The 22528-nt window shown below is 75.5% G+C and carries 22 protein-coding genes; 7 read left to right on the top strand and 15 right to left on the bottom strand.

The genetic code is table 11. The features are described from left to right. Window positions 1-14 precede the first annotated feature (14 nt). The 9 genes from SCATT_RS25975 to SCATT_RS25935 form a co-directional block, all read right to left on the bottom strand. Entirely contained in the window at window positions 15-1100 is a 1086-nt protein-coding gene (locus tag SCATT_RS25975; RefSeq protein WP_014146185.1) for a ParB/RepB/Spo0J family partition protein, read from the bottom strand. Window positions 1101-1258: 158 nt separating this feature from the next. Next, window positions 1259-2344: a class I SAM-dependent methyltransferase gene (locus SCATT_RS25970; protein ID WP_014146184.1), complete on the bottom strand. Its 1086-nt coding sequence runs from the start codon at window positions 2342-2344 to the stop codon at window positions 1259-1261. A gap of 11 nt (window positions 2345-2355) precedes the next feature. Beyond that, entirely contained in the window at window positions 2356-3441 is a 1086-nt protein-coding gene (locus SCATT_RS25965; protein WP_014146183.1) for an alkene reductase, read from the bottom strand. Window positions 3442-3529: 88 nt separating this feature from the next. Then, entirely contained in the window at window positions 3530-5026 is a 1497-nt protein-coding gene (gene pcaB, locus SCATT_RS25960) for a nitrosuccinate lyase (RefSeq protein ID WP_014146182.1), read from the bottom strand. Next, a complete protein-coding gene (locus SCATT_RS25955) occupies window positions 5023-6978 on the bottom strand; it encodes an FAD/NAD(P)-binding protein (protein ID WP_014146181.1) in 1956 nt (651 codons plus the stop codon). Before SCATT_RS25955 ends, pcaB begins: the two co-directional genes overlap by 4 nt. Next, window positions 6975-7658, bottom strand: a complete 684-nt coding sequence (locus tag SCATT_RS25950; protein ID WP_014146180.1) for an O-methyltransferase — start codon at window positions 7656-7658, stop codon at window positions 6975-6977. The genes SCATT_RS25955 and SCATT_RS25950 overlap by 4 nt, the downstream gene beginning before the upstream one ends. Before the next feature lie 34 nt (window positions 7659-7692). Further along, a complete protein-coding gene (locus SCATT_RS25945; protein ID WP_014146179.1) occupies window positions 7693-10254 on the bottom strand; it encodes an AMP-binding protein in 2562 nt (853 codons plus the stop codon). After that, the gene (locus SCATT_RS25940) at window positions 10241-10909 is read right to left on the bottom strand and encodes a thermostable hemolysin (RefSeq protein WP_014146178.1); all 669 of its coding nucleotides are present in this window, start codon (window positions 10907-10909) and stop codon (window positions 10241-10243) included. The genes SCATT_RS25945 and SCATT_RS25940 overlap by 14 nt, the downstream gene beginning before the upstream one ends. A gap of 3 nt (window positions 10910-10912) precedes the next feature. Beyond that, a complete protein-coding gene (locus SCATT_RS25935) occupies window positions 10913-12376 on the bottom strand; it encodes an amidase (RefSeq protein ID WP_014146177.1) in 1464 nt (487 codons plus the stop codon). Between the two features lie 335 nt (window positions 12377-12711). On the opposite strand from SCATT_RS25935, the gene SCATT_RS25930 reads away from it, so the two are divergent. Next, window positions 12712-13254 (top strand): MarR family winged helix-turn-helix transcriptional regulator, encoded by a 543-nt coding sequence (locus SCATT_RS25930; RefSeq protein WP_014146176.1) that lies wholly within the window; start codon window positions 12712-12714, stop codon window positions 13252-13254. 218 nt (window positions 13255-13472) lie between these two features. Here SCATT_RS25930 and SCATT_RS25925 read toward each other — a convergent pair whose 3' ends face one another. From SCATT_RS25925 to pdxR, 5 genes are all read right to left on the bottom strand, one after another. After that, complete coding sequence (locus SCATT_RS25925) at window positions 13473-13829, bottom strand: hypothetical protein (RefSeq protein WP_014146175.1); 357 nt, start codon at window positions 13827-13829, stop codon at window positions 13473-13475. A 438-nt stretch (window positions 13830-14267) separates the two neighbouring features. After that, a complete protein-coding gene (locus SCATT_RS39065; protein ID WP_014146173.1) occupies window positions 14268-14435 on the bottom strand; it encodes a hypothetical protein in 168 nt (55 codons plus the stop codon). 51 nt (window positions 14436-14486) lie between these two features. Beyond that, window positions 14487-15029 carry a chloramphenicol phosphotransferase CPT family protein gene (locus SCATT_RS25920; protein ID WP_042507690.1) on the bottom strand — a complete coding sequence of 181 codons (543 nt, stop codon included), beginning with the start codon at window positions 15027-15029 and terminating at the stop codon, window positions 14487-14489. A 290-nt stretch (window positions 15030-15319) separates the two neighbouring features. Next, window positions 15320-16060, bottom strand: coding sequence for a maleate cis-trans isomerase family protein (locus tag SCATT_RS25915; protein ID WP_014146171.1), 741 nt, complete (start codon window positions 16058-16060; stop codon window positions 15320-15322). Window positions 16061-16113: 53 nt separating this feature from the next. Then, window positions 16114-17538 carry a MocR-like pyridoxine biosynthesis transcription factor PdxR gene (pdxR, locus tag SCATT_RS25910; RefSeq protein WP_014146170.1) on the bottom strand — a complete coding sequence of 475 codons (1425 nt, stop codon included), beginning with the start codon at window positions 17536-17538 and terminating at the stop codon, window positions 16114-16116. 47 nt (window positions 17539-17585) lie between these two features. Here pdxR and SCATT_RS25905 point away from each other — a divergent pair, with 47 nt between their 5' ends. The 4 genes from SCATT_RS25905 to SCATT_RS25890 all read left to right on the top strand — a co-directional run bounded on the left by SCATT_RS25905 (window position 17586) and on the right by SCATT_RS25890 (window position 20103). Further along, window positions 17586-18050: a carboxymuconolactone decarboxylase family protein gene (locus SCATT_RS25905; RefSeq protein WP_014146169.1), complete on the top strand. Its 465-nt coding sequence runs from the start codon at window positions 17586-17588 to the stop codon at window positions 18048-18050. 98 nt (window positions 18051-18148) lie between these two features. Next, entirely contained in the window at window positions 18149-18622 is a 474-nt protein-coding gene (locus SCATT_RS25900; protein ID WP_014146168.1) for an SH3 domain-containing protein, read from the top strand. A 101-nt stretch (window positions 18623-18723) separates the two neighbouring features. Next, window positions 18724-19029 carry a 4a-hydroxytetrahydrobiopterin dehydratase gene (locus SCATT_RS25895; protein ID WP_014146167.1) on the top strand — a complete coding sequence of 102 codons (306 nt, stop codon included), beginning with the start codon at window positions 18724-18726 and terminating at the stop codon, window positions 19027-19029. A 33-nt stretch (window positions 19030-19062) separates the two neighbouring features. Further along, complete coding sequence (locus SCATT_RS25890) at window positions 19063-20103, top strand: PHP domain-containing protein (protein WP_014146166.1); 1041 nt, start codon at window positions 19063-19065, stop codon at window positions 20101-20103. 11 nt (window positions 20104-20114) lie between these two features. Here SCATT_RS25890 and SCATT_RS25885 read toward each other — a convergent pair whose 3' ends face one another. Continuing rightward, window positions 20115-20873, bottom strand: a complete 759-nt coding sequence (locus tag SCATT_RS25885; RefSeq protein WP_014146165.1) for a DeoR/GlpR family DNA-binding transcription regulator — start codon at window positions 20871-20873, stop codon at window positions 20115-20117. An 81-nt stretch (window positions 20874-20954) separates the two neighbouring features. Here SCATT_RS25885 and SCATT_RS25880 point away from each other — a divergent pair, with 81 nt between their 5' ends. Then, complete coding sequence (locus tag SCATT_RS25880) at window positions 20955-22112, top strand: MFS transporter (RefSeq protein WP_014146164.1); 1158 nt, start codon at window positions 20955-20957, stop codon at window positions 22110-22112. A gap of 110 nt (window positions 22113-22222) precedes the next feature. Then, the gene (gene acpP / locus SCATT_RS25875) at window positions 22223-22456 is read left to right on the top strand and encodes an acyl carrier protein (RefSeq protein ID WP_014146163.1); all 234 of its coding nucleotides are present in this window, start codon (window positions 22223-22225) and stop codon (window positions 22454-22456) included. Window positions 22457-22528 lie beyond the last annotated feature (72 nt).

The following is a 22528-nucleotide window of genomic DNA, read 5'->3' as shown; positions in this document are numbered from 1 at the left end:
ACGGGGGCGGGGGCTCAGCGCGCGACGGCGGAACGGCCGCGCAGCGTTCGGGCGAACTCCAGCCACGCATCGGCGCATTCCTCGGCGAGCGCGGCGACGTCCCGGGTGCGGTGCGCCGGGACCGCGTCGGTGAGGGTGCGCCACTGGGCGTCGGTGAGCGAACCGGGGCCGAGCAGCCGCAGGATCTGCCGCCCGGTCTCGGTGTGGCGCAGCGCCGGGTCGCGGGTGAGGTTGTGGAAGAGCGCCGCCGTCTCCCGCGCCGCCCTCTCCCGCGCCGCGGCCTCCCGTACCGCCGTCTCCCGCCCCGGCTCGCGCGGCCGTACCTCCCGCACCGGCGCCCCCTCCCCCGGCGTCCGCCCCGCCCGGCGTACCGGCGCCGTGGCGCTCTCCCGTCCCGGCACCGGGTCCTCGCCGCGCCGTAACCGGTCCCGTACGTCCCGTACCGTGGCCGGGGAGATGCCGGCCTGCTGGGCGATGCGGCGCAGTGAGGTGCCCGGGGACTCGGTGAGCAGCCGGCCGGCCTCCCGGCGCCCCTCGGCGGTGCTCAGCGGGCGCACCCGGCCGTCGAGCCCCACCCGGGCCGGGGCCGGGCCGATGCCTTCGGGGGCTCGGCGGCGCAGCGAGCCCACCGTCTTGTCGGAGAGCCCGGCGACCCGGGCGACCGCGCGGTCCGACCACTGCGGGTGCGAGCGCAGGATGCGCAGCGCGGCGGCGGTGCGTTCGGCGAGGGTGAGCGGCAGACCGTGCCCGGTGTTGGCCTCCACGGCGAGGACGAACGCCTCCTCGGCGGTGCCGTCGAAGAACTGGGCCTCGATCTCGCTCTGGCCGCGCAGTTCGGCCACCTTCAGCCGGTAGGTGCCGTCGATGACGCGCATGGTGGGGCGGTGCACCAGGATCGGCGGGAAGGTCGCGTCGGAGACGGCGAGCAGCCGCAGGTGGGCGCTGTCCTGGCGGCCGGTGCGGGGCGAGTCGGCGGGGCGCAGCGCGGCCAGCGGCACCCGGTGGACGGCGGACAACTGCCGCCGCGCGACGGCCTGTTCGGCGGTGTCGGCCTCGGGTACGGCGTGCAGGGACGGGGTTTCCAGCGCGGTGACGGTCATGGCGGTGGGCCTTTCCGGTCGGGGCTCGCGGGGCGGGGGCGAGGGGGCCTCGTGGCTGCGCCCGGCACCGGCGGGGGCCGGGGCCGGGCGGGGCGATGGCGGGCCGGGCGGGCGGTGGGCGTGCGCGGAATTCCGCGGTCGCCCACCGCCCGCGCGGTTCAGCCGAGTTGGCGCAGCAGGTCGTGGACGGCGCCGGCGGCCGGCAGCCCGGCGGGGTCGCCGGACTCCACCAGCGGCAGGGAGTCGGCGAGCAGCCGGGCGAGGGCCCCGTCGGCGCCGGCCGCCAGCGGCTCGCCGCCCTCCCACAGCGCGCCGCGGATGGCGGCGGCGGTGAGCGCGCCGTGGCCGGCGGTGGCGGTCAGCAGCAGGGCGGCGACCCGCCGGGCGAGTGCGGAGGGGTGCCAGTCCCCCGCCGCGAGCCGCCCGCTGAGCTGGTGCGCCCGGTCGCGTACGTCGGCGCCGCGCTCGGCGGCGCCCACCGGTTCGGCGGGCCGGGTGGCGGTGAGCACGGCGGGCATCGGGTTGGCCCGGTAGTCGTCCCAGAAGGCGTCGCCGAAGCGGTCGACGGCCTCCTGGGGGACCCGCGGGCCGTGCCAGGCGGACGACTCGAAGCCGGCGGCGCGCAGGCACTCGGCGACCGCCTCGGCGCTCCACCGCGAGGTGGTGATGGTGGAGGTGTGGTCACCGGCGAGCAGGTCGGTGACGAGCACGCCGCGGTCGCCGTCGGGGGTCTCGGAGACCACCCGCAGCCCGTAGGCGTCCCAGGCCGGGCCGTTGGCGTCGAAGCCGGGCCACACGGTGAGGGCGGCGAACCGGCCGCCGGGCACCAGGTTACGGTGGATGCCGCGGAACATCGCGGTCAACTCGTCCTTGGTGGTGGCGTAGTTGAGCAGCCACACCGCGCTGACCACGTCGAAGCCGCCCAGCCGCGGCAGGTCCACCGCGTCGGCGACCAGGTAGGAGATGCCCAGCGGGTCGGCGGCCTCGGCGCCGCGGGCGAGGTCCACCATGACCGGGGAGAGGTCCACGCCGACCACCTCGGCGGCGCCGGCCCGTTTGATCAGCCGGGTGTAGTGGCCGTGTCCGCAGGCGAGGTCGAGCACCCGCAGGCCGCGCAGGTCCCCGAGGCTGGTCAGCACGGTGTGCTGCTCGGGGAGGGCCAGCGGCGCGGTCTGCTTGAAGTCCGAGTAGTGGTCGCCGATCACGGCGTACTGGTCGGCGGCGGGCGAAGTCTGCTGGCTCATCGCGTCTCTCCTCACACGCCGACGACGGCGGCCCGGTGGCGGGGGTAGTCGGTGTAACCGGCGGCGTCGCCGCCGTGGAAGGTGTCGGGGTCGGGGTCGTTGAGCGGCACGCCGAGCCGCAGCCGCTCCGGCAGGTCGGGGTTGGCGGCGAACATCCGGGCGAAGCTGACCGCGTCGGCGGCGCCGGTGGCCACCCGCCGGGTCGCGGTGAGCGGGTCGGTGGGGGCGTCGCCGGTCCAGGGGTTGACGATCAGGGTGGCCGGCCACCGTTCGCGCACCAGCGCCGCCACCGCCGGGTCGGGGCCCTCGATCAGGTGGAGGTAGGCCAACGGCTCGGCGGCCAGGGCGTCGAGGAGGGCGCCGTGGACGGCCGGCAGGTCGGGTTCGGCCAGGTCGCCGTAGTCGCTGCCGGGCGACAGCCGCAGCCCCACCCGTCCCGGCCCCGTCTGCGCCACCACCGCCCGCACCGTCTCCAGCGCGAAGCGGATGCGTCCCGCCGGGGTGCCGCCGTAGCCGTCGGTGCGCAGGTTGGCGTTGCCGGAGAGGAACTGGTGGATCAAGTTGCCGTTGGCGCCCTGGAGTTCGACCCCGTCGAAGCCGGCGTCCAGGGCGCGGCGGGCCGCCGCGGCGAAGGCGTCGACCGCGCCGGTGATCTCCTCCTCGGTCATCTCCCGTGGCGTCACGCACGGCACGAGCCCGTCGAAGGTGCGGGTCTCGGTCCGGGCCCGTACGGCGGAGGGGGCGAGCGGTACGGCGCCGGGCGGCAGCAGCGCGGGGTGGGCCAGGCGTCCGGTGTGGACCAGTTGGGCCACGATCCGGCCGCCGGCCCGGTGCACGGCGTCGGTGACGGTACGCCACCCGGCGGCCTGGGCGGCGGTGTGCAGCCCCGGCGCCCCGGCCTCGCCGTGGCCGTCCGGGCTGATCCACACGGATTCGGTGACGATCAGTCCGGCGCCGGCCCGCTGCGCGTAGTAACGGGCCATCAGGTCGGTGGGCACCCCGTCGCGGTCGGCGCGGTTGCGGGTCATCGGGGCCATCACGACCCGGTTGGGCAGCGGGATGGCGCCGGCCCGGTGCGGGTCGAAGAGCGTTGCCATGGCGGGTGTTTCCTTTCCGGCCCCGGCCCCGGGGCGGTTCGCCGCCGGTCCGGGGCGGGGCACGTGGCGGTACGGAGAGGGGGTGGGGTCAGCGGGCGGTGGTGTACAGGTGCGGGTAGATCAGCACGTGGTCCGGGACGAGTTGGCCCGGGTCGGGGGTGTCGGGGTCCGGCTCGGCGGCGGTGGCCTCGGGTCCGGAGGCCGGGTGGCGCAGCGCCCGGTCGACCAGGTGGGCGGCGGCGCCGGTGTAGCGGGCCGGGTCGAGGAGTCCGGCGAGCCGGTCGTGGTCGAGGTGGCTGGTGACCTCCGGGTGGCGGGCCAGCACCTCGCCGAGCGGCCGGCCGGCGCGCTGTGCCTGGGCCGAGGCCCGGGTCAGCAGCGCCTTGGCCGGGCCGCGCCCGAGGTACGGGGCGAGGGCGGCGGCGATCCGCTCGGAGACCACCTGGCTGCCGGTGAGCGCCAGGTTCTCCCGCATCCGGGCGGGGCGCACCCCGAGCCCCTCGGCGAGTTCGACCGCGGTGTGGGCGGCGCCGCCGGCCAGTCGCAGGGCCTCGCGCAGCAGTTGCCACTCGGCGTGCCAGGCGCCCGCCGACCGTTCGTCCTCCGCGAGCATGGCGCCGGTCAACCCGGCCGCCAGCACCGGGACTTGAAGCGCGGCGGCGCGCATCATGGTGGCCAGCACGGGATTGCGTTTGTGCGGCATGGCGGAGGAGGCGCCGCGGCCCTCCACGGTGGGCTCGACCACCTCGCCGACCTCGGTGCGGACCAGCGACTGGACGTCCACCGCGATCTTGCCGAGGGCGCCGGTGGTGATGGCGAGCGCCGAGGCGAGGTCCGCGACGGGGGTGCGCAGCGCGTGCCAGGGCAGCACCGGCACCGCGAGCCCGGTCTCGGCGGCGAACGCCTCGGTCAGCCGCGCCGGGTAGTCCTCGCCGGCCCCCGGGGCGTACTCCAGGTAGCCGGCCAGGGTGCCGGCGGCGCCGCCGAGGGAGACCGGCAGCCCGCCGTACAGCAGCCGGCCGAGGCGTTCGGCGGCCTCCAGCACCAGTTGGCGCCAGCCGGCCGCCTTGAGCCCGAAGGTGGTGGGCACCGCGTGCAGGGCGAGGGTGCGGCCGGCCATCGGGGTGTCCCGGTGGTCCTCGGCGAGCCGGCCGAGGGCGTCGGCGACCCGGCCGAGGTCGGCCAGGATCAGCCGCAGCGCCCGGGCGGCCACCAGCATCGCGCCGGTGTCGAAGACGTCCTGGCTGGTGGAGCCGCGGTGGACGTACTCGGCGGCGGCCGGGTCGGTGGCGGCCACCACGGCGGTCAGTTCGCGGACCAGGCCGACCACCGGGTTGGCGGTCTCGCGGCTGCCCCGGGCGACCGCGGTGACGTCGATGTGCTCGACGCGGGCGGCCTCGGTGACGGCGGCGGCGGCCTCGGCGGGGACGGTGCCCAGCCGGGCCTGGGCGCGGGCCAGGGCGGCCTCCGCGTCCAGCATCGCCTGGATCCAGGCCCGGTCGCCGACGGCCCGTTCCACCGGGGTGCCGGCCCGGACCGGGGAGAGCAGTCCGGTGTCGGCCTCGGGGGGCTGCGGCGCGGTCATGCCGTCACCTCCGTCAGACGCGGGTCGGCGAGCGGGGCGCCGGCCGGGGTGAGGGCGAGGACGGCGCGGGCGATGGCGTCGGAGTCGCCGAGGGTCACGGAGTTGACGCCGGGGCGGATGCCGGCGGCGGTCACCCAGTGGACCGATTCGGTGGGCACCCCGTAGGCGAAGCGCCGTGGATGGCTCGTCCCGTCGGCGCCGATCAGGTGGTAGGGGCGGTCGGTGACGGCGAGTCCGCCGGTCTCGTAGGGGGCCGCGCCGGGGGTGGGGACGCGGTGGGTGCGGCACTGGCCGGTGGCGAGCAGGTGGCGCAGCAGCGGGTCGGCGGTGGTGCGCAGGTCCGGTTCGGGCAGCCGGGCCTCGACGAGCACCGAGGCGGACACCCGGTGGCCGGGGAGCGCGGCGGAGCGGGCGGTGAAGGCACCGGCCGCCGGGTCGGCGGTGACCTCCAGGCCCGGGGCGAGCACGGTGAGCACGCCCGCCTCGATCAGCGCGATCATCTCCTCGATCCGGGAGGCCGGCGGGCCGATCGACAAGAAGGCGTTGAGCGGGGTGTACCAGCCGTCGAGGTGGTCGCGGTGCGAGTCGCCGGTGAGTCCGGCGTGGTCGACCGCGAGGCGGATCTCGTTGCGCAGGTCGCGCAGGACGTCCAGGGCGGCCTTCACCGGTCCGCTGACGTTGCCCTGCCGGGCCCGGGCCACGTCGCGGCGCAGGTAGGCCAGCAGCCAGCGGTCGAAGTCGGCCTGGTCGGTGAAGGTCCGGCCGTGGTGCGGGCGGGCCACCCGGTCCCAGTCCCAGCGGTCGGCGGCGGGGACGCGGTAGGCGTCGAGCAGGTGGCGGCGTCCGGCGTCGTCCGGGGCGGCGAGATAGCGTTCGGTGAGCACCTCGGCGTCGGAGACGCGGCCGTGCGCCCGCAGCAGCGCCGCGTAGTAGACCGCCTCCACCTCGGCGGCGACCAGCGGCCACAACTCGGCGCGGAAGTCCACCGGGTCGCCGGCCTCGGCGCGCTTGCGCAAGGTGGCGACGTGGTCGGTGGTGAGCAGCCGGGGCAGGTGGCGGCCGTGCGGCCCCTTCTCGTTCTCGCCGCGCGAGTGGTACGGGATGCCGCGCCGGGATCCGGCGTACAGCCGTGGTTCGCGGCCGGAGGGGTGGTAGACGGTGGTGGTGCCGACGCGTTCGAAGACGCCGCCGCGGCCTTGGGTGAACAGCGCCATGTGGTCGAAGAAGTTGAGCCCGAGGCCGCGCAGCAGCACCTTCTCGCCGGGGGCGACGAAGGACAGGTCGAGGTCGGCGGGGTTGGCCGGCGGCAGGTAGGCCAGGCCGTGTTCCTCGGCGAAGGCGGCGAGCCGGGCGGCCCGCGGGGTGCGCCGGGCGGCGGTGTGGCCCTGGGCGAGGACGACGGCGTCCACGGTGAGTTCGGTGCCGTCGGCGAGCCGCAGGGTCTGCGGTGCGTCGGGGCCGTTCGGGGCGGTGTCGTCGAGGGCGACCGCGGCCGAGCGGTGCACCTCGACGGTGACCCCGGCCGGGGCGGTGCTCACCACCCGCTGGAAGGCCCAGGTCAGATAGCGGCCGTAGAAGGCGCGGGTGGGGTAGTCGTCCGGGCCGAGGTCGCGGGCCTCGGCGAGCACCCGTGGCTCGTGGTCGTCGAAGGGGCCCATCAGGGTCAGGAAGCGCGCCCACTCGTAGAGGCTGGGCCCGGGGCGCACCGGCCCGGCCATCTCCACCGAGTCGTCGCTGAAGACGGTCACCTGCGAGGCGACGGTGTTCATCAGCAGGTGGCCGGACTGGTCGGTGCGCCACACCGCGCCGGCGCCGGGGGCGTGCGGGTCGACCACGTGGACGGTGACCGGGCCGGCGCCGAGGTGGCCGGCGTTGGCGCAGAGCCGTTCCAGCACCGACAGCCCGCGCGGTCCGGCGCCGACGATGGCGATCTGACGTGGTGCGCCGGTCATGACTGGCCCCCTGCCCAGGTGCTGATCTCGATGCCGTCGCCCAGCGGGAGGGTGACGGAGAGGTATCCGCCTGCCCGGTCGCGGACCCGGGCCAGGAACTCGGGCGGCAGCAGCGGCAGGTTGTCGGCGACGACGACCGCGCCGGGCCGCAGCTTGGGCTGGAGCAGTTCGAATACGGGCAGGTACAGCTCCTTCCAGCCGTCGAGCAGGACGAGGTCGACCGGGCCGGGCAGGCCGGCCAGGGTTTCCCGGGCGTCGCCGGTCAGGACGGTGGCGTACTCGGCCAGTCCCGCCTCGGCGAGGTTGGCGCGGGCCCACTCCGCCTTGCCGGGGTCGAGTTCGGTGCCGGTGACGGTTCCGGTGCCGTTGTCGCGTAACGCGGCGGCGAGTTGGATGGTGGAGGTCGCGAACGAGGTGCCGAACTCGACGACGCGGGCCGGGCGTATGGCGCGGACCAGCAGGTACAGCAGGCGGCCGATGTTCGGGTGCACCGGCAGTGAGGCGTCGGCGCACAGTTCGGTGGTCTGGGCGACGGTGGGCGGGCCGGGCAGTTCGGCGGCGCGGGCGTGGGCGCGGGCCATCACGGCCTGGTCGTCGCGGTCGGCCGCCGCGTAGAGCCGGGCCAGGACCGCGCCGACGGCGGGGTGGTCGAGCCCTCGCGGGGGCGTGGTGGTGGTCATGGGGTCTCCCGTGGTCTGGTGCCTGCCGGCGCGGTCAGGCCGCGGTGCCCGGGAGCAGGTCGCGGTCGAGGTAGCTCTGGGCGTTGTAGACGGTGCGGGCGGGGTCCTCGATGGCCCGGCGGCCGTGCATGACGCGGGTGTTGTCGATGAGGGCGACGTCGCCGTCGTGCCAGTCGATGTCCTCGGTGAGGTCGTCGGTGAGGCGCTTCATCCGGGCGAGGAGCGGTTCGGGCAGCGGGGTGCCGTCGGCGAAGGTGATGACCGGCTGCTCGTAGTTGTAGGAGGGCCCGAAGACGCTGTTGGCCCAGGAGAGCCGGTCGCCGAAGAGCGTGGTGCGGGCCGCCGGGGTGCGGTGGGCGTAGTGCACCGAGCCGTCGGGGCGCGGGGTGATGGTGGTGCCGGGGTCGTCGCCGGCCAGCGCCCGGAAGTCGTCCAGGGTGATGGCGTCGAGGGGCTTCTCGCCGCCGAGTTGGTGGAAGACGAACCGCTTCCACTTGTCCTCCTCGACGCCGCGGCCGTACACGATGTCCTGGGCGAAGGCGGCCCGGTCGGCGTCGGTGGCGGCGTCCCACACCCGGTAGCCGTCGCAGACGGTGGTCTGCGAGCCGGTGGCGGCGGCGCGTTCGCACAGGAACCAGGTGAGGTCGGGGACGAAGGGGCTGTTGCCGTTCTCCAGGTGGAGGCCGACGGCGGCGGTGCCGGCGTCCACCTTCTGCGCCACGTCGCCGCCGTGGAAGGAGCGGGCCGGGTCGAGGGTGACCCGTGCGGAGTGGGCCTTGACGAAGAGCGAGAAGTCTTCGAGCGAGGGGGCGAAGCCGCGCAGGACGAGGAAGCCGGCCTCGGCGAGCAGGGCGATGGTGTCGGCCGGGTCGAGGTCGCCGAGGGTGCGGTGGCCGGGGCCGGCGAGCACGAGCTTTCCCGTTCCGGCGCCGTAGGGGCGGACCTCGGGGCGGGTGGTGGGCATGGATCTCCCCTTGCTGGTGGTGGGCGGGTGGGGTGTGGTGGTGGCGGCCCGGTGACGGGTGGCCGGGCCGTCGTGCTGATGTTGTGTCGGTTCCGTTGACTGATGTTGTGTCAGATCGGCTTCGATGGCGGCGCGCATCGGACGGCCGGTGACGGTGAAGTAGCGGCGGTACCGCTGTTGTCCGGCGTCCACCAGGTGGACGCGGGCGACGCGTTCGACCTCGGAGAGGTGTTCCGCGCCGAACGCCTCGATGGCGGCGCGGGCCTGGTCCGGGTCGGTGCCGGGGCGCAGCACGAAGAGCCCGTGGAGCGCGGGCAGTCCGTTGCCGACCACCGCGACGGCCTGGACGAAGGGGAGCCGGGCGTACTGTGCCTCGACCCATTCGGGGGCGACGTTGCGGCCCGCCGCGGTGATGATGATGTTCTTCTTGCGGCCGGTGACGGTGATGAAGCCGTCCGCGTCGATGGCGGCGAGGTCGCCGGTGTGCAGCCAGCCGTCGCGCAGCAGGCAGCTGGAGGGGTCGTCGCGGGTGTAGCCGGCGAACAACGAGGTGCTGGAGACCAGGAGTTCACCGTCGTCGGCGACCTTGACCCGTACGTGCGGCAGCGGCCGTCCGACGGTGCCGATCCGGCGGGCGTCCGGGGTGTTCCAGCTGACCACCGAGGAGTTCTCGGACAGGCCGTACCCCTCGTGCACCGGCAGCCCGAGGGCGTCCAGTTCGCGCAGCGTCCCGGGGTGGACGGGGGCGCCGCCGCAGCAGATCAGGGGTGCGGTGGCGGTGCCGAACAGGGTGCGCGGGATGTCGGCGCCGGCCGCGCGCGCCCGGCGGGCCGCGTCCGCCACCACCGCGACCAGGGCCGGGGTGGCGACCACGGCGGTCGGGCGGGCGGCGGCCAGGTAGGGCAGCGCGGCCTCGCCCGCCCCGGCGTCGGTGCCGACCAGCGCCGCCGAGGACGGCAGCAGGGTCAGGCAGCCGCCGTCCAGCAGCACCATGTACAACCCGGTGACCTGCTCGATCAGGAGGCTGAACGGGACGAAGGACAGGTAGCGGGTGAAGGCCCCGGCCGGCATGACCTCACGCAAGGAACCCAGCAGCGCGTCCACGCCGTGCGCCCGGATGCGCACCCCCTTGGGCCGGGAGGTGGTGCCCGAGGTGTGGATGACCTTGCTGATCCAGTCGCCGTCGGCACCGGTGAGGCGGTACGGGACGGTGGCCGGCGCGGTCAGGTCGGCGGCGACCACCGGGCAGCCGGCTGGGAGCACCGCGTCGGCGCCCCACTCGGCCAGCCGGGCGGCGCCCTGGGCGTCGGTCAGGCACAGGTCGGCGCCGTCGAGGAGGCTGGCCGCCTGCTCGCGGGTGAACGCCAGCGGCACCGGGATCCCGGTGGCCCGCAGCGCCAGCAGCGCCAGGTCGGTGACGACGAACTCGGGGGTGTTGCCGCAGATCACCCCGATCCGCGGCGCGCGGCCGGCCGGCAACTGCCCGGCGATCCGGTCGGCGAGTGCGCGGGCGGCCCGGGTGACGGCACGGTAGCTGTGGCTCGCGGCGACGGCACCGTCCGCGTCGAGCACTTCGACCAGTGGCCGGTCGCTCTCGGCGTACCGCGACAGCGCCTGTTCAACGGCCCGCACGGGTGAGCACCTCCCGGGGTCCGGGGGCGGCCGGCGCCCCGCCGATCAGGGCCACCTCGGGCCGGACGAAGGAGTACCGGCCGGTGGCGGCGGCGAAGAGCGCGGCGAGCACCCGCAGGTCGATGGCGCCGACCTGCGGTTCCTGGTCGTAGTAGCTGCCCCAGGAGGTCCGCTCGGCGGGGGCGAGGACGCCGGGGTCGGCGGGGGCGAGCACGGTGAACGGGATGGAGGCCCGGTCCAGCGCCGCGCGCAGCCCGCGGGTGACGGTGCACAGGATGTACTCCATCCCCAGGCACCAGGCGATGATGGGGGTGAGCCGGATGATCTCCTGGCCGGCTCCGCTGCCCCGGCTGGCCAGCGCGCCGACCTCGATGACCCGGGAGCGGTCCACGGGGTGGCCGAACCGCTCACCGATCGCCGTCTCGCACCGGCTCCCCAGGTACCGCTCGGAGAAGACCGGGCCGGCCGAGGCGTAGGTGATGCCGGCGCAGCTGACGATGTCGGGCCTGGTCCCGGCGGCGTCCGCGGCGATGAGGAAGGCGTCGGGGTCGGGTGCGATCGTCGCCCGGTAGGTGTCCCGGTAGGTGACGCGCACCAGTTCCGCCGCGTCGAGCCAGGTGGGGCTCGACCGGGGAACGACGTGGATCTTCAGCATGGGCTAGCTCTCCGATCTCGGACGCCCGGTGCCGGTGAGGGCCGGCAGTCGGTGGGCCCACGGCTGGGCGTCCTCCAGTTGGGCGGCGAGGGCGAGCAGGGTGGCCTCGTCCCCGAAACGGCCGGCCGCCTGCACACCGATGGGCAGCCCCGCCTCGGTCCAGTGCAGCGGCAGTGACATGGCGGGCTGTCCGCTGAGGTTGGCCAGCGGGGTGTCGTACACGAACTCCACGGCGCGCATGAGCTGTTGGTCCGGCGTGCCGTGCGCGAAGGTCCCGAGTTCCGGGGCGGGCCAGGCGGTGACCGGGGAGAGCAGGACGTCGTACTTGAGGTGGAAGCGGGCCAGCCCGCGGGCGGCGCGCTGGAGATGGCCGACGGCCATCAGGTAGCGGGCGGCGCTCAGCGTGCCGCCGCGCTCGTACAGCGTCCAGGTCAGCTCCTCGAACAGGTCGGGCACCGGGGGACGGCCGCTGAGCGCGGCGTAGGTGCTGATGGCGGAGGAGACCCCGGCCGCCCACAGCACCAGGAACGGGTCGACCAGGTCGGCGAAGCCGATCTCCGGTGCCGCTTCGGTGACTTCGTGGCCGAGGTCCTCGCACAGCCGGGCCGCGCGGTGGACGGCCTCCACCGCGACCGGGTCCACCGGACCGGTGCCGGCCCGGGTGGTGAAGGCGATCCGCAGCGGGCGGACCAGGCCGCGTTCGACGGTCTCCAGGTACGAACCGGGGCCGGGGGGCGCCCAGTAGGGGTCGCCGGGGGCGGGACCGGCGATGGCGTCGAGCGCGGCGGCGCTGTCGCGCACGGTGCGGGTGATGACGTGTTCGCTGGCGAGGCCGTTCATCAGGTCGCCCACCGCGGGGCCGAGCGGGGTGCGGGCCCGGGTGGGCTTGAGGCCGAAGACCCCGCAGGCGGAGGCGGGGATGCGGATGGATCCGCCGGCGTCGTTGGCGTGGGCGACGGGCACCATCCCGGCGGCCACCGCCGCGGCGGCGCCGCCGCTGGAGCCGCCCGCGCTGCGGGTGATGTCCCACGGGTTGCGGGTCGGCCCCTGGTGGCGGGGCTCGGTGGTGGGCAACGCGCCGAACTCGGCGGTCTTGGTCTTGCCCAGGATGCGCAGGCCCGCGGCGCGGAACCGGTTGACGAGTTCGCTGCCCTGCGCGGGCACGTAGCCGGCCAGGAACGCCGACCCCATGGTGGCCTCCAGGCCGGAGGCGGTGGGGCCGAGGTCCTTCAGCAGGAACGGGACGCCGTGCAGCGGCCCGTGCGGCCCGGTCCCGGTACGCGGCTTGTCCAGCGCGGCCAGCGCCTGGTCGAAGGCGCGGACGGCGACCGCGCCGACCAGCCCGTCGTACGTCTCGATCCGCGTGATGGCGGCCTCGACCAGCTCACGCTCGGTCAGCTCCCCTCCGGCCACCAGCGCGGCTTGGGCGTGGCCGTCCAGCTCACGCAGGTCTTCCAATGAGGACATGGGACCGCCCTTCTCCACGGATCTGCTTTTCTAGAAAGCTTTCCCAAAAGGAAGATAGCTCCGCACAACAACGGGAGCAACCACCCGGACCACCGCACACGGCGCCCAACCGGCCGACAACAGGCGGCAATTGTCCGAAAGCAGCCGTTAGGAAAGCTTTTCAAGAAGGAATCAAGGAATAGACTCAAGCGATCGGGGCCCGGGCAGCCGCATCCGGGTCCCCCAGCCGACAGTGGCGGACGCCCAGCAGCCACGCCTCACCCACGGCACCACCCCCGCGCCGGCCCCCAAGGCCGGGTCCACGGCAGGCCGTTCCGTCACACGAGAGGAGAGGCATGGCCGGTACACATCACCCACACGAGGCCGGCGCCTCACCGGAACGCGACGACGGCGCCGCGGACGACGACGGCGGCGGCACACCGGCCCGGTCCGGCCCGCCGGTGGAACTGGTGGACCGCGCCATCCGGCTCGCCACGATCTTCGGCACCGCCGCCGACGCCGCCGTCACCCGGACCGGTCTCACCCGTGCCGACATGGACGTCCTGCTGACCCTGCACCGGGCGCCCGGGCCCGGACACCGCCTCAAGCCCTCGGCGCTCGCCGCCTCCTGCGGCCTGTCGTCCGGCGGCACCAGCAACATCATCCGCAGACTGGCCACCGTCGGATACCTCACCCGGGAGGCCGACGAGCACGACGGACGCAGCACCTGGTGCCAACTGACCGCCGAGGGCGCCCGGTTGGCGAAGGCCGCCGCCCGTTCCGCCGCCGCCGAGCGCGACCGGCTGCTCGCCCGGCTGCCCCCGCGCACCGCCGGTGAGCTGACCCGGCTGCTCGGCGCCGCGCTGGAACACCTGGAGGCCGCCGCCCCGGCCGGGTGACCGCCGGAACGGTACGGCGTCCCCCGGCGGTGTGCGACCGCGGGGCGCTCCGCGGTCGCGCACCCGGGCGCCGGAGTCCCCGGGTGCGCGGGTACGGGAGATGTCCATGACGGCTCTCGGCCTTCCGGTGGGAGGTGTCGCGGTCCTGCCTGACACATCGAGTATCGGCAGCGCCGGGGCGCCCCAACCACTCCCCACGCAGCCTAGTAACGCCAGGGTCAGGACCCGTCGAGCCCTTCGCCGAGCGCCGCCACGGCTACCGGGCCGCGCCCCGCGGCCAGCAGCGGGCGGCGGATGTCGGCCTCCAGGTCCGGCAGGTAGCCCAGGAGTACGTCGGCCGGGCCGCCGATCCCCAGCCGCTCCAGCGCCGCCGGGAGCAGCAGGGTACGGGCCCGGCCGAGGTGTTCGCCGTGGCGACCCGCCGTGACGGTGACCGGGGCGCCGGCGTTGCTGAGGATCACCGCGGTCTCCAGCGGCACGGTCATCGGGGCCATGCTGCCCACCCGCCGGCGTTCCAGCGCGAAGTACGGCCCGGCGCACAGCACGACGCGTTCCACCCCGTCGCCGACGGGCACCGGCAGCCCGGGCTCTGTGTACCCGGGGCACCCGTACCCGCGGCGCGCCGCGCGGACGTCACCTCGGCGCAGCCCACCGGCAGGGGCGGGGCCCCCGCGCGTTCCCCCGCAGGCGCGGCCACCAGCCAGGCCGGGGCACCGGGCGCAGCCCCCACAGGGCTGAGTCGGCCTTCCGGGCGTGCCCCCGAGGGTCCGGCACAGCCGGGCGAGGCACCCGTACCCGCAGCGCGCCGCGCGGCCGTCACGCCGGCGCAGCCCACCGGCAGGGGCGGGGCACCGGCGTATTCCCCAGGTGCCGCCACCGGCCAGGCCGACGCACCGGGCCCACGCCCGCCCCCCCTCGACGCGCCGCGCGGGCGTCAGACACGGGCGCCCCCACGGGGCCGGGGCGGGCTCCACCGCCCGCTCGCGTACTCCCACGAACGCGCCGCGTGGGCGTCACGCTGCGCGGGTCAGGCCGTCTCGGTAGGCGTGGAGCCATTCGCGCTGCCATCGGGCGAGTTCGAGGCGTTGGGACGGGGTGAGGGGGTGGCGGGCGGTGAGGGCGCGGATGGCGGCCTGGGCGCGCTGTTGGCGCAGGGCGGCGGGGCAGGTGGCGGGAGGCACGGGACGAGCGTAGGGGCATCCACTGACAACGGCCGCCGGGCGCGGCGCGGTTCAGCCACGGGGGCCGACGTCCCACAGCCGCTGGAAGGCGGTCGGCAACGGCCGGTCGGCCAGGAACTCCTTGAGGTGCTGGGCGCATTGGGCCGGGGTGAACCGTCCGGTGTCGCACTCGATGTCATAGACACCGTGCCGGTGCACCTGGTCGAGCTGGCGCGCGGCGAGCCCCAACGGCCGGTCGCCCCGGTCGCGTTCGCGGCGTTCCAGCTCCTCCCGGGGACAGTGCACGCCGACCAGGACCACGTCCATCGGGCGGAAGAGCGACAGGCAGTCGCGCAACCGCCACGGCTCGCTGAGCACATGGTCGACCACCACGTTGTTGCCGGCCGCCGCCATGCCGGCCACCGCGCGGTGGTACCCCATCCAGGTGCGGCGCAGCACGGCGGGCAGATCGCCGGGGGCCAACTCCCGTCCGGTGCGCATGGCGTGGAAGGCGTCCACCGGCATGTGGAAGAAGGGGTCGTCGAGTATGCGCAGCAGTTCCTGAGCGATACTCGTCTTCCCCGAACTCGATGTACCGTTCAGGAAAATGATCAGGCCCCGGGCGGAGGTTTCCCGCTCCGGGGCCGCGGGGGCCGCGTAAGGCGCAGCCGCGTCGGAGTAAGCGCTGGGCACGACAGGTGCCGCCGATATGAATTCTGCTGACACCCGCTCATCATGCATGCTTACGGTGCGTGTTGTCATCGGCGGGCCCCGGAAGGTCCGGCTCCGCCGGGCACCGTGGCCTAAACCGGCCGCCTGGGCCGAACGTGGACGTCAGCGGAGGTGTCACCGCCAAGCGCCCACATCGCGCACGGCCACCCGCCCACTACGCACCGTCATCACGATCACGTACCCGAGACGAGCCGCTGCCCCGGGCCGTACGCGGCCGTACCCAGGGCGCGCAACGCCGCCCACACCACGGCCTGGTTGGCGGAGACCACGGGCTTGCCGAGTTCCTCCTCCAGCGGGGCGATCAGGTCGTAGCTGGGCAGCGCGGTGCTGCCCAGGAAGAGCGCCTCGGCCCCGGGGTCGTCGCCGTCCCGGGCCAGCGCCGCCACGTCCGCGTAGGACAGCGCGCGGGTGCCGTCGCGGGCCAGCTCCCGGCCGGTGAGGCGGGCCACGTCGAGGCCGGAGTCGGCGAGGAAGCCGCGCAACCGCCGCGCCACGTGCGGCGGGTACGGGTGGACGACGGCGATCCGGCGCACCCGCAGCGCGGCGAAGGCGTCGACCACCGCCTCCCCGGTGGTGAGCGCCGTCGGCGCGCCGAAGTCGAGCATGGCCCGGCGCAGCGCCCGCTCCCCCGCCGCGCCGGCCACGAAGCTGCACGCGGTGCAGGCGAGCACCACCACCTCGGCGCCGATCGCGCACACCTCCCGGGTCGGCCGGGCCAGGTGCTCCGGCCGGGCCAGCGCGGAGGACATCAGCAGCGGGTCGCCGCCGGACACCGGGGCGGTACGCGCCATGAAGAGCGTGACCTCGGGCGGCGCCCAGCGCCACAGCTCCCGGTCGCGTTCGAAGTCGTAGGAGGCCACCACGCCCACGCGCCGCTGCGGCACGGGGCCGTCCGGCGCAGCCGTCACAGCCATGGCGCCGAGCCTATGGCGTGGCCGGCGGTTCTTCGCGTCGTCGGGCGCGCGGGCTACTCCGCCGGCGGCAGCGTGCGGCACAGCGTGTCCAGCGCGCCGCCGAAGGCGTGGTCGGGGGGTGTGCCGTAGCCGATGACCAGGCCGTCGGGGGCCGGGTGGGGGTTGAGCGGGTGGCGGTAGGCGGCGAGCCCCTCGACGGCGAGGCCCTGCCAGGCGGCGCCCTGGACGACGGAGTCCTCGGTGCCGGCCGGGAGCCGGAGCACCGCGTGCAGCCCGGCGGCGATGCCGGTGACGCCGATGTGCGGGGCGCGTTCGGCGAGGGTCGCCACCAGTTGGTCGCGGCGGCGCCGGTAGCGCAGCCGCATCTGGCGCAGGTGGCGGTCGTATCCGCCGGATTCCAGGAAGTCGGCCAGGGCGAGCTGGTCGACCACGCCGACCCACAGCTCCCGTTCCCCCTTGGCGGCGAGCGCCTCGTCCACCAGGCGGCCGGGGAGCGCCAGCCAGCCCAGCCGCAGCGCGGGCGACAGGCTCTTGCTGACCGACCCGAGGTAGACCACGTGCTCGGGGTCGAGCCCTTGGACGGCGCCGACCGGCTGCCGGTCGTAGCGGAACTCCCCGTCGTAGTCGTCCTCCAGCACCAGCGCCCCGGTGGCCCGGGCCCAGTCGACCGCCGCCGCCCGGCGCCGCGGGTCCAGCGGGCCGCCCATCGGGAACTGGTGGGCCGGGGTGAGCAGCGCCGCCGTGGCGCCGGATCCGGCGAGTTCGGCGGTGCGGGCGCCGCGTTCGTCGACGGTCAGCGGCCGGGTGTCCGCCCCGGCGGTCTCCAGCAACCCGCGGTGGAAGGAAAGGCCGTACCCCTCGACGGCGAACGGGCCGGGGAGCACCTGGGCGATCAGGCGCAGGGCGTGCGCGAAGCCGGCGCAGATCACGATCCGGTCGGGTTCGGTGCGTACCCCGCGGGCGCGGGCGAGGTAGTCGGAGAGCGCCTGGCGCAGCTCGGGACGGCCGCGGGGGTCGCCGGGGCCGAAGGCCTCGCTGGGCGCGCGGGTGAGCGCCCGGCGGGTGGCGGCGGCCCAGGCGGCGCGGGGGAAGGATGCCGCGTCGGGGCTGCCGGGGCGCAGGTCGTAGGCGGGACGCGGCCGACGGCGGGACGGGGGCGCGGGCGGGCGGCGGGCGGGGCGCAGCGGCTCGGCGCGTTCGGCGACCTGGGTGCCGGAGCCCTGCCGGGCGGTGAGCCACCCCTCGGCGACCAGTTCGGCGTAGGCCTCGGCGACCGTGTTGCGGGCGATGCCGAGGTCGGCGGCGAGCGAACGGTAGGAGGGCAGCCGGGTGCCGGGGGTGAGCCGGCCGCTGCGGACGGCCTCGCGCAAGGCGTCCATCAGCGCCGCGCGCACCCCTTTGCCGCCCGGGCCGCCGGTGAGGTCGAGATGGAGGTCGGTACCCGTCCCCCTGGTCGAAGTGACCCGCGATTCCGCCACGGAAGTGCACCATACCCTGGGCCGGTCGGCGGCCTAACGTCGTCCCCATGACGACGACAACGACGACGACGGCGGAGCGGCTCGACTTCGCCCGCGCCGCGCCCAAGGTGTTCAAGACCATGATCGCGCTGGACGCGGCGGCCCGGGAAGGGGTCGATCCGGTCCTGGCCGAGCTGGTGAAGATCCGCGCCTCGCAGATCAACCACTGCGCCCACTGCCTCGACATGCACATCGTCGAGGCCCGCCGGGCCGGGGAGAACGAGCAGCGGATCTACCTGCTCGACGCGTGGCGGGAGACCCGGGGGATCTACACCGACCAGGAGCGGGCCGCCCTGGCGCTCGCCGAGGCCGTCACCCGGCTGCCCGACGGGGTGCCGGACGAGGTGTACGCCGAGGCCGCCCGCCACTTCGACGAGGCCGGGCTCGCCCAGCTGATCGCGCTGATCCTCACCATCAACGCCTGGAACCGGATCGCGGTGACCACCGGGAAGTCGCCCGCCCCGCAGCGGTGACCTGGGCGGCGGCGGTGCGGTGGGCCGCCCGGGTGTTCCCCGGTCGCCGACGCGGCGGGTGGCGGGGCGGCGGGTGGGCGGCGGGTTAGCTTTCCCGCGTGACCGTCCGTCTGCCTGTGCCCCTGGCCCTGCCCCGGCCGGCCGCGGGCCGTGCCCGCCGCCGCGCCGCCCGCCGTTCCACCGCGCGCCGGGCCACCGCGCGCCGGGCCACCGTCCGGCTCCTCGCCCCGGCCGCCGTTGCCGCCGCCGTGGTGCCGCTGCTGGGCGCCGCCGACCCGGGCGACCGGGCCGCCGCCACGCTGCCCGTCCCGCACTGCGTCAAGGCGCTGCGCACCGGGGACGAGAACGTCGGGTACGGCCAGGTGGTCCCGGAGTGGCTGACCATCCGGCAGGATCCGACGCCGGAGTCGGAGGAGCTGGGCCGGCTGCCGCGCTGCTCGACGGTGGCGCTGCGCTACCGGCTGGCCGGCGGCTCGGTGCACGGCAACCGCACCTGGTACCGCCTCTCCGACCGGCCCGGCTGGGTCAGCGGCGCCTACGTGCGCATCCAGCGTCCGGTGCCCACCGCCTGACCGGAGGGTGCGCGGCGCGGCGGCAGGCGTGATCCGGCGCGCAGCGGGCACCCGTTCCGGTACCGCCGTACCGTCCTTATCCGACCAGCGGGAGCGAGACCATGCCCGAGCTGCTCAGCGACGCCCAGATCGACGAAGCCATGGCCGACCTGAAGGACTGGCGCCGGGAGGGCAACACGCTGCGGCGCACGGTGGAGGCGTACGACTTCCCCACCGCGATCCGGATCCTGGACGCGGTCGCCGTCGAGACCGAGAAGCTGGGCCACCATCCGGATGTGGACCTGCGCTACAAGACGCTGCACTTCTCGCTGACCACCCACTCGGTGGGCGGCCTCACCGTGCTCGACACCGAGCTGGCGCACCGGATCGAGACCGCGGCCGGAAGCTACGTACGCGCCCACGAGTGAGCGGGCCGGCCGCGGACCGGAAGGAGCCGTGCCGTGGAACCGGTGGAGGCGCTGGAGCGGATCGCGTTCCTGCTGGAGCGGGCGCAGGCCCCGACGTACCGGGTCAGGGCGTTCCGTACCGCGGCCGGGGTGATCGGCGGGCTGCCCGCGGCGGAGGTGGCGCGGCGGGCCGAGCGGGGTTCGCTGCACGAGCTGCGCGGGCTCGGCCCGAAGACGGCGGCCGTGGTGGCCGAGGCGCTGGCCGGGGGAACCCCGGGCTATCTGGCGCGGCTGGAGGAGGAGGCGCGGCAGGCTCCTCTCCCCGGCGGGCAGCGGCTGCGGGCGGCGCTGCGCGGTGACTGCCATCTGCACTCCGACTGGTCCGACGGGGGCAGCCCGATCGAGGAGATGGCCCGCGCGGCGCGTGACCTGGGGCACGACTGGGCGGTGCTGACCGACCACTCGCCGCGGCTGACGGTGGCCCGGGGGCTGACCGCGCAACGGCTGCGGGAGCAACTGGGCGTGGTGGCCGAGGTGGACGCGCGGATGGGGGCCGGCTTCCGGCTGCTGAGCGGGATCGAGTGCGACATCCTGCTGGACGGTTCGCTGGACCAGGAGGCCGGGCTGCTGGAGACGGTGGACCTGGTGGTGGCCTCGGTCCACTCCAAGCTGCGGATGCCGGCGCCGGAGATGACCCGGCGGATGGTGGCCGCGGTCGCCAGTGACCTGGTGGACGTGCTCGGCCACTGCACCGGGCGGCTGCTGACCGGCCGGGGGCGTCCGGAGTCGGAGTTCGACGCGGAGCTGGTCTTCGCCGCGTGCGCCCGGTTCGGTACCGCGGTGGAGATCAACAGCCGGCCGGAACGGCTCGATCCGCCGCGCCGGCTGATCCGGCAGGCGCTGGACGCGGGGGTGTTCTTCGCCATCGACAGCGACGCGCACGCGCCCGGCCAGCTCGACTGGCAGATCAACGGCTGCGCCCGGGCCGAGGAGTGCGGGGTGCCCGCCGAGCGGGTCGTCAACACCTGGAGCGCCGAGGAGTTGCTGGAGTGGACGCGGACCCGCCTGCCGCCCGCCCGCGTCCGGGCCGGGTGAGCCGGCGCGCGTCACACCAGGCGGACGGTGACCCCCTCGGCGGCCAGCGCCCGGGTCTCCTCCGGCGACGCGGACTCCTCGGTGACCACGGCGTGCACGGCGGAGGCGGAAGTCACCCGGGCGAGGGCGGTGCGGCCGAGCTTGGCGGCGTCGGCGACCACGACGACGCGGCGGGCCGAGGCGATGGCGGCCCGCTTGACCGCGGCGTCGGCGAGGTCGTAGGCGGTCAGGCCGTCCTCGGCGGTCAGGCCGCAGCAGCCGATGACGGCGGTGTCGAAGCGCAGGGCGGCCAGCGAGGCCTCGGTGAGCGGTCCGGTGAGGGCGAGTTCGCCGGGGCGGGGCTCGCCGCCGGGGAGCAGCAGCCGGATCCGGCCGGCGCCGGTGAGCGCGTTGGCCGCGGGCAGCGACAGCGGCATGACGGTCATCCGGCGTCCCCGCAGCGCGCGGGCCACCTCCAGGCAGGTGGTGCCGCTGTCGACGACCACCGACTCGCCGTCGGCCAGCAGCGCGGCGGTCTCGGCCGCGATCCGCCGCTTGGCGTCGGCCGCCTCCCGCTCGCGCAGCGCGAACGGCGGCTCCTCGCCGCGCAGCAGCAGGCTGCGGGCGCCGCCGCGGTACCGCTCCAGCACGCCCTGGGCGGCCAGGGTCTCCAGATCGCGGCGGATCGTCATCTCCGAGGCGCCGGTGAGCGCGGCGAGTTCGGCCACGCTCAGCCGTTCCGCGCCGCGCACGGCTTCGGTGATCCGGCGCAGCCGGTCGGCGTTCCCCATCGTTCCCATGAAGCAATCGAACACCAGGAGTGTTCGAAAATCAATCTTCCGAACGCATAGCTTGTTCGTTATGGTCGCGGCATGGATCGATCGCTGCGCGCCGCGCGCCTCGCCACCTTTGTCTTCTTCGCGCTCAACGGCTTCGTGATGGGCATGTGGATCGTGCACATCCCCGTGGTGGAGCGCCGTACCGGCATCTCCCACGCCGTGCTCGGTTCGCTCCTGCTGCTGCTCGGGGTGGGGGCGTTCGCCGGGATGCGGCTGTGCGGGGCGCTCGCCGACCGGTACGGGGGGCGCCGGATCGTCCCGGCCGGGGCGGCGTTGTGCAGCGCGGCGGTGGTGCTGCCGGGGCTGGCCGGGGACGCCTGGACGCTGGGCGGCGCCCTGTTCGCGCTGGGCTTCGGCAACGGCTGTCTGGACGTGGCCATGAACACCCACGCGGTGCAGGTGGAACGGGGGTACGGGCGGCCGGTGATGTCCGCGTTCCACGCCGTCTTCTCGGTGGGCGGGGTGCTGGCGGCGCTGGCCGGCGCGGCCGTGGTGGGACGCGGCTGGGGACCGGCCGCCACGCTGGCCGGGGTGGCCGTCTTCGGGCTGGTGGTGACGGCCCTGGCCGCACCCGCGCTGCTGCCGCCCGAGCCCGCCCCGGCCGGTCTCCCCCGGGCCGCCTCCGGGCGGCGGGTGCCGGCCCGGGTGTGGGCGCTGGCGGCGCTCGCGCTGCTGCTGATGCTGTGCGAGGGGGTCGCCAACGACTGGAGCGTGCTCCATCTGCGCAACGTCCTCGACGCGCCGGCCGGCACCGCGGCCCTCGCCTACGGCGCCTTCTCCACCGCGATGACCCTGGGCCGGCTGGTCACCGACCGGGTGGCCGCCCGCTTCGGCCCGGTACGGGTGGTGCGTTACGGGGCCGCGCTGGCCGCCGCCGGGCTGGCGGTCACCGCGCTGACGGGCTGGGTGGCGCTGGCCCTGACCGGGTGGGCGGTCTTCGGCCTCGGCCTGTCCGGCTGCGTACCCCAACTGTTCAGCGCGGCCGGCCACGTCGACCGGGCCACCGCCGGGGCCAACGTCTCGCGGGTCGCGGGCCTGGGCTACCTCGGCATGCTGGCCGGGCCCACCTCGATCGGCCAGCTCACCCACGTCATGCCGCTCAACCTGGCGTTCTTCCTCCCGGTGGCGTTCTGCGTGGTGGCCGTCGGCGCGGCCGGCACGCTGCGACCGCCCGCCGACCCGGCGCCGTGAACCGCGAGCCTGGTACCACCCCCACCCGGCTCGAACGTTTGAACTCCGCGTTCCCGGACCAAGGATTCCTCGTCGGACTTGGGCAACAGCCGGTACGGGAGGGCAACGGCTTGTCGACCATCGAGGAGCGGGTGAGGAAGACCGTGGCGGAACAGCTGGGCGTCGATCCGGGGGTGGTGACCAACGAGGCGTCCTTCAGCGGCGACCTGGGGGCGGACTCCCTCGGCGTCGTCGAGCTGGTGCTCGCCATCGAGGACGAGTTCGGCATCCGGTTACCGGAGGTGCGGGCGCGGGAGATCACCACGGTGCAGGAGGCGGTCGACTGCCTGACGGCACTGGGCTGACCGGGGCACGGGAAAACCGTTTGGCCCGGTCACGGCCCACGGGCTAGCGTGCGGGCATGGCATTCCTTCAGA

The sequence above is a fragment of the Streptantibioticus cattleyicolor NRRL 8057 = DSM 46488 genome, from assembly GCF_000240165.1.
GTDB classification, from domain to species: domain Bacteria; phylum Actinomycetota; class Actinomycetes; order Streptomycetales; family Streptomycetaceae; genus Streptantibioticus; species Streptantibioticus cattleyicolor.
Note: the sequence above shows the minus strand (reverse complement) of the source record. Positions and strands in the feature narration are given on the sequence as shown.

What these genes read in the sequence shown, in the direction of transcription:
- SCATT_RS25975 (WP_014146185.1), bottom strand. Translation starts at nt 1,100, where the DNA reads ATGACCGTCACCGCGCTGGAAACCCCGTCCCTGCACGCCGTACCCGAG.
- SCATT_RS25970 (WP_014146184.1), bottom strand. Translation starts at nt 2,344, where the DNA reads ATGAGCCAGCAGACTTCGCCCGCCGCCGACCAGTACGCCGTGATCGGC.
- SCATT_RS25965 (WP_014146183.1), bottom strand. Translation starts at nt 3,441, where the DNA reads ATGGCAACGCTCTTCGACCCGCACCGGGCCGGCGCCATCCCGCTGCCC.
- pcaB (WP_014146182.1), bottom strand. Translation starts at nt 5,026, where the DNA reads ATGACCGCGCCGCAGCCCCCCGAGGCCGACACCGGACTGCTCTCCCCG.
- SCATT_RS25955 (WP_014146181.1), bottom strand. Translation starts at nt 6,978, where the DNA reads ATGACCGGCGCACCACGTCAGATCGCCATCGTCGGCGCCGGACCGCGC.
- SCATT_RS25950 (WP_014146180.1), bottom strand. Translation starts at nt 7,658, where the DNA reads ATGACCACCACCACGCCCCCGCGAGGGCTCGACCACCCCGCCGTCGGC.
- SCATT_RS25940 (WP_014146178.1), bottom strand. Translation starts at nt 10,909, where the DNA reads ATGCTGAAGATCCACGTCGTTCCCCGGTCGAGCCCCACCTGGCTCGAC.
- SCATT_RS25935 (WP_014146177.1), bottom strand. Translation starts at nt 12,376, where the DNA reads ATGTCCTCATTGGAAGACCTGCGTGAGCTGGACGGCCACGCCCAAGCC.
- SCATT_RS25930 (WP_014146176.1), top strand. Translation starts at nt 12,712, where the DNA reads ATGGCCGGTACACATCACCCACACGAGGCCGGCGCCTCACCGGAACGC.
- SCATT_RS25915 (WP_014146171.1), bottom strand. Translation starts at nt 16,060, where the DNA reads ATGGCTGTGACGGCTGCGCCGGACGGCCCCGTGCCGCAGCGGCGCGTG.
- SCATT_RS25905 (WP_014146169.1), top strand. Translation starts at nt 17,586, where the DNA reads ATGACGACGACAACGACGACGACGGCGGAGCGGCTCGACTTCGCCCGC.
- SCATT_RS25895 (WP_014146167.1), top strand. Translation starts at nt 18,724, where the DNA reads ATGCCCGAGCTGCTCAGCGACGCCCAGATCGACGAAGCCATGGCCGAC.
- SCATT_RS25885 (WP_014146165.1), bottom strand. Translation starts at nt 20,873, where the DNA reads ATGGGGAACGCCGACCGGCTGCGCCGGATCACCGAAGCCGTGCGCGGC.
- SCATT_RS25880 (WP_014146164.1), top strand. Translation starts at nt 20,955, where the DNA reads ATGGATCGATCGCTGCGCGCCGCGCGCCTCGCCACCTTTGTCTTCTTC.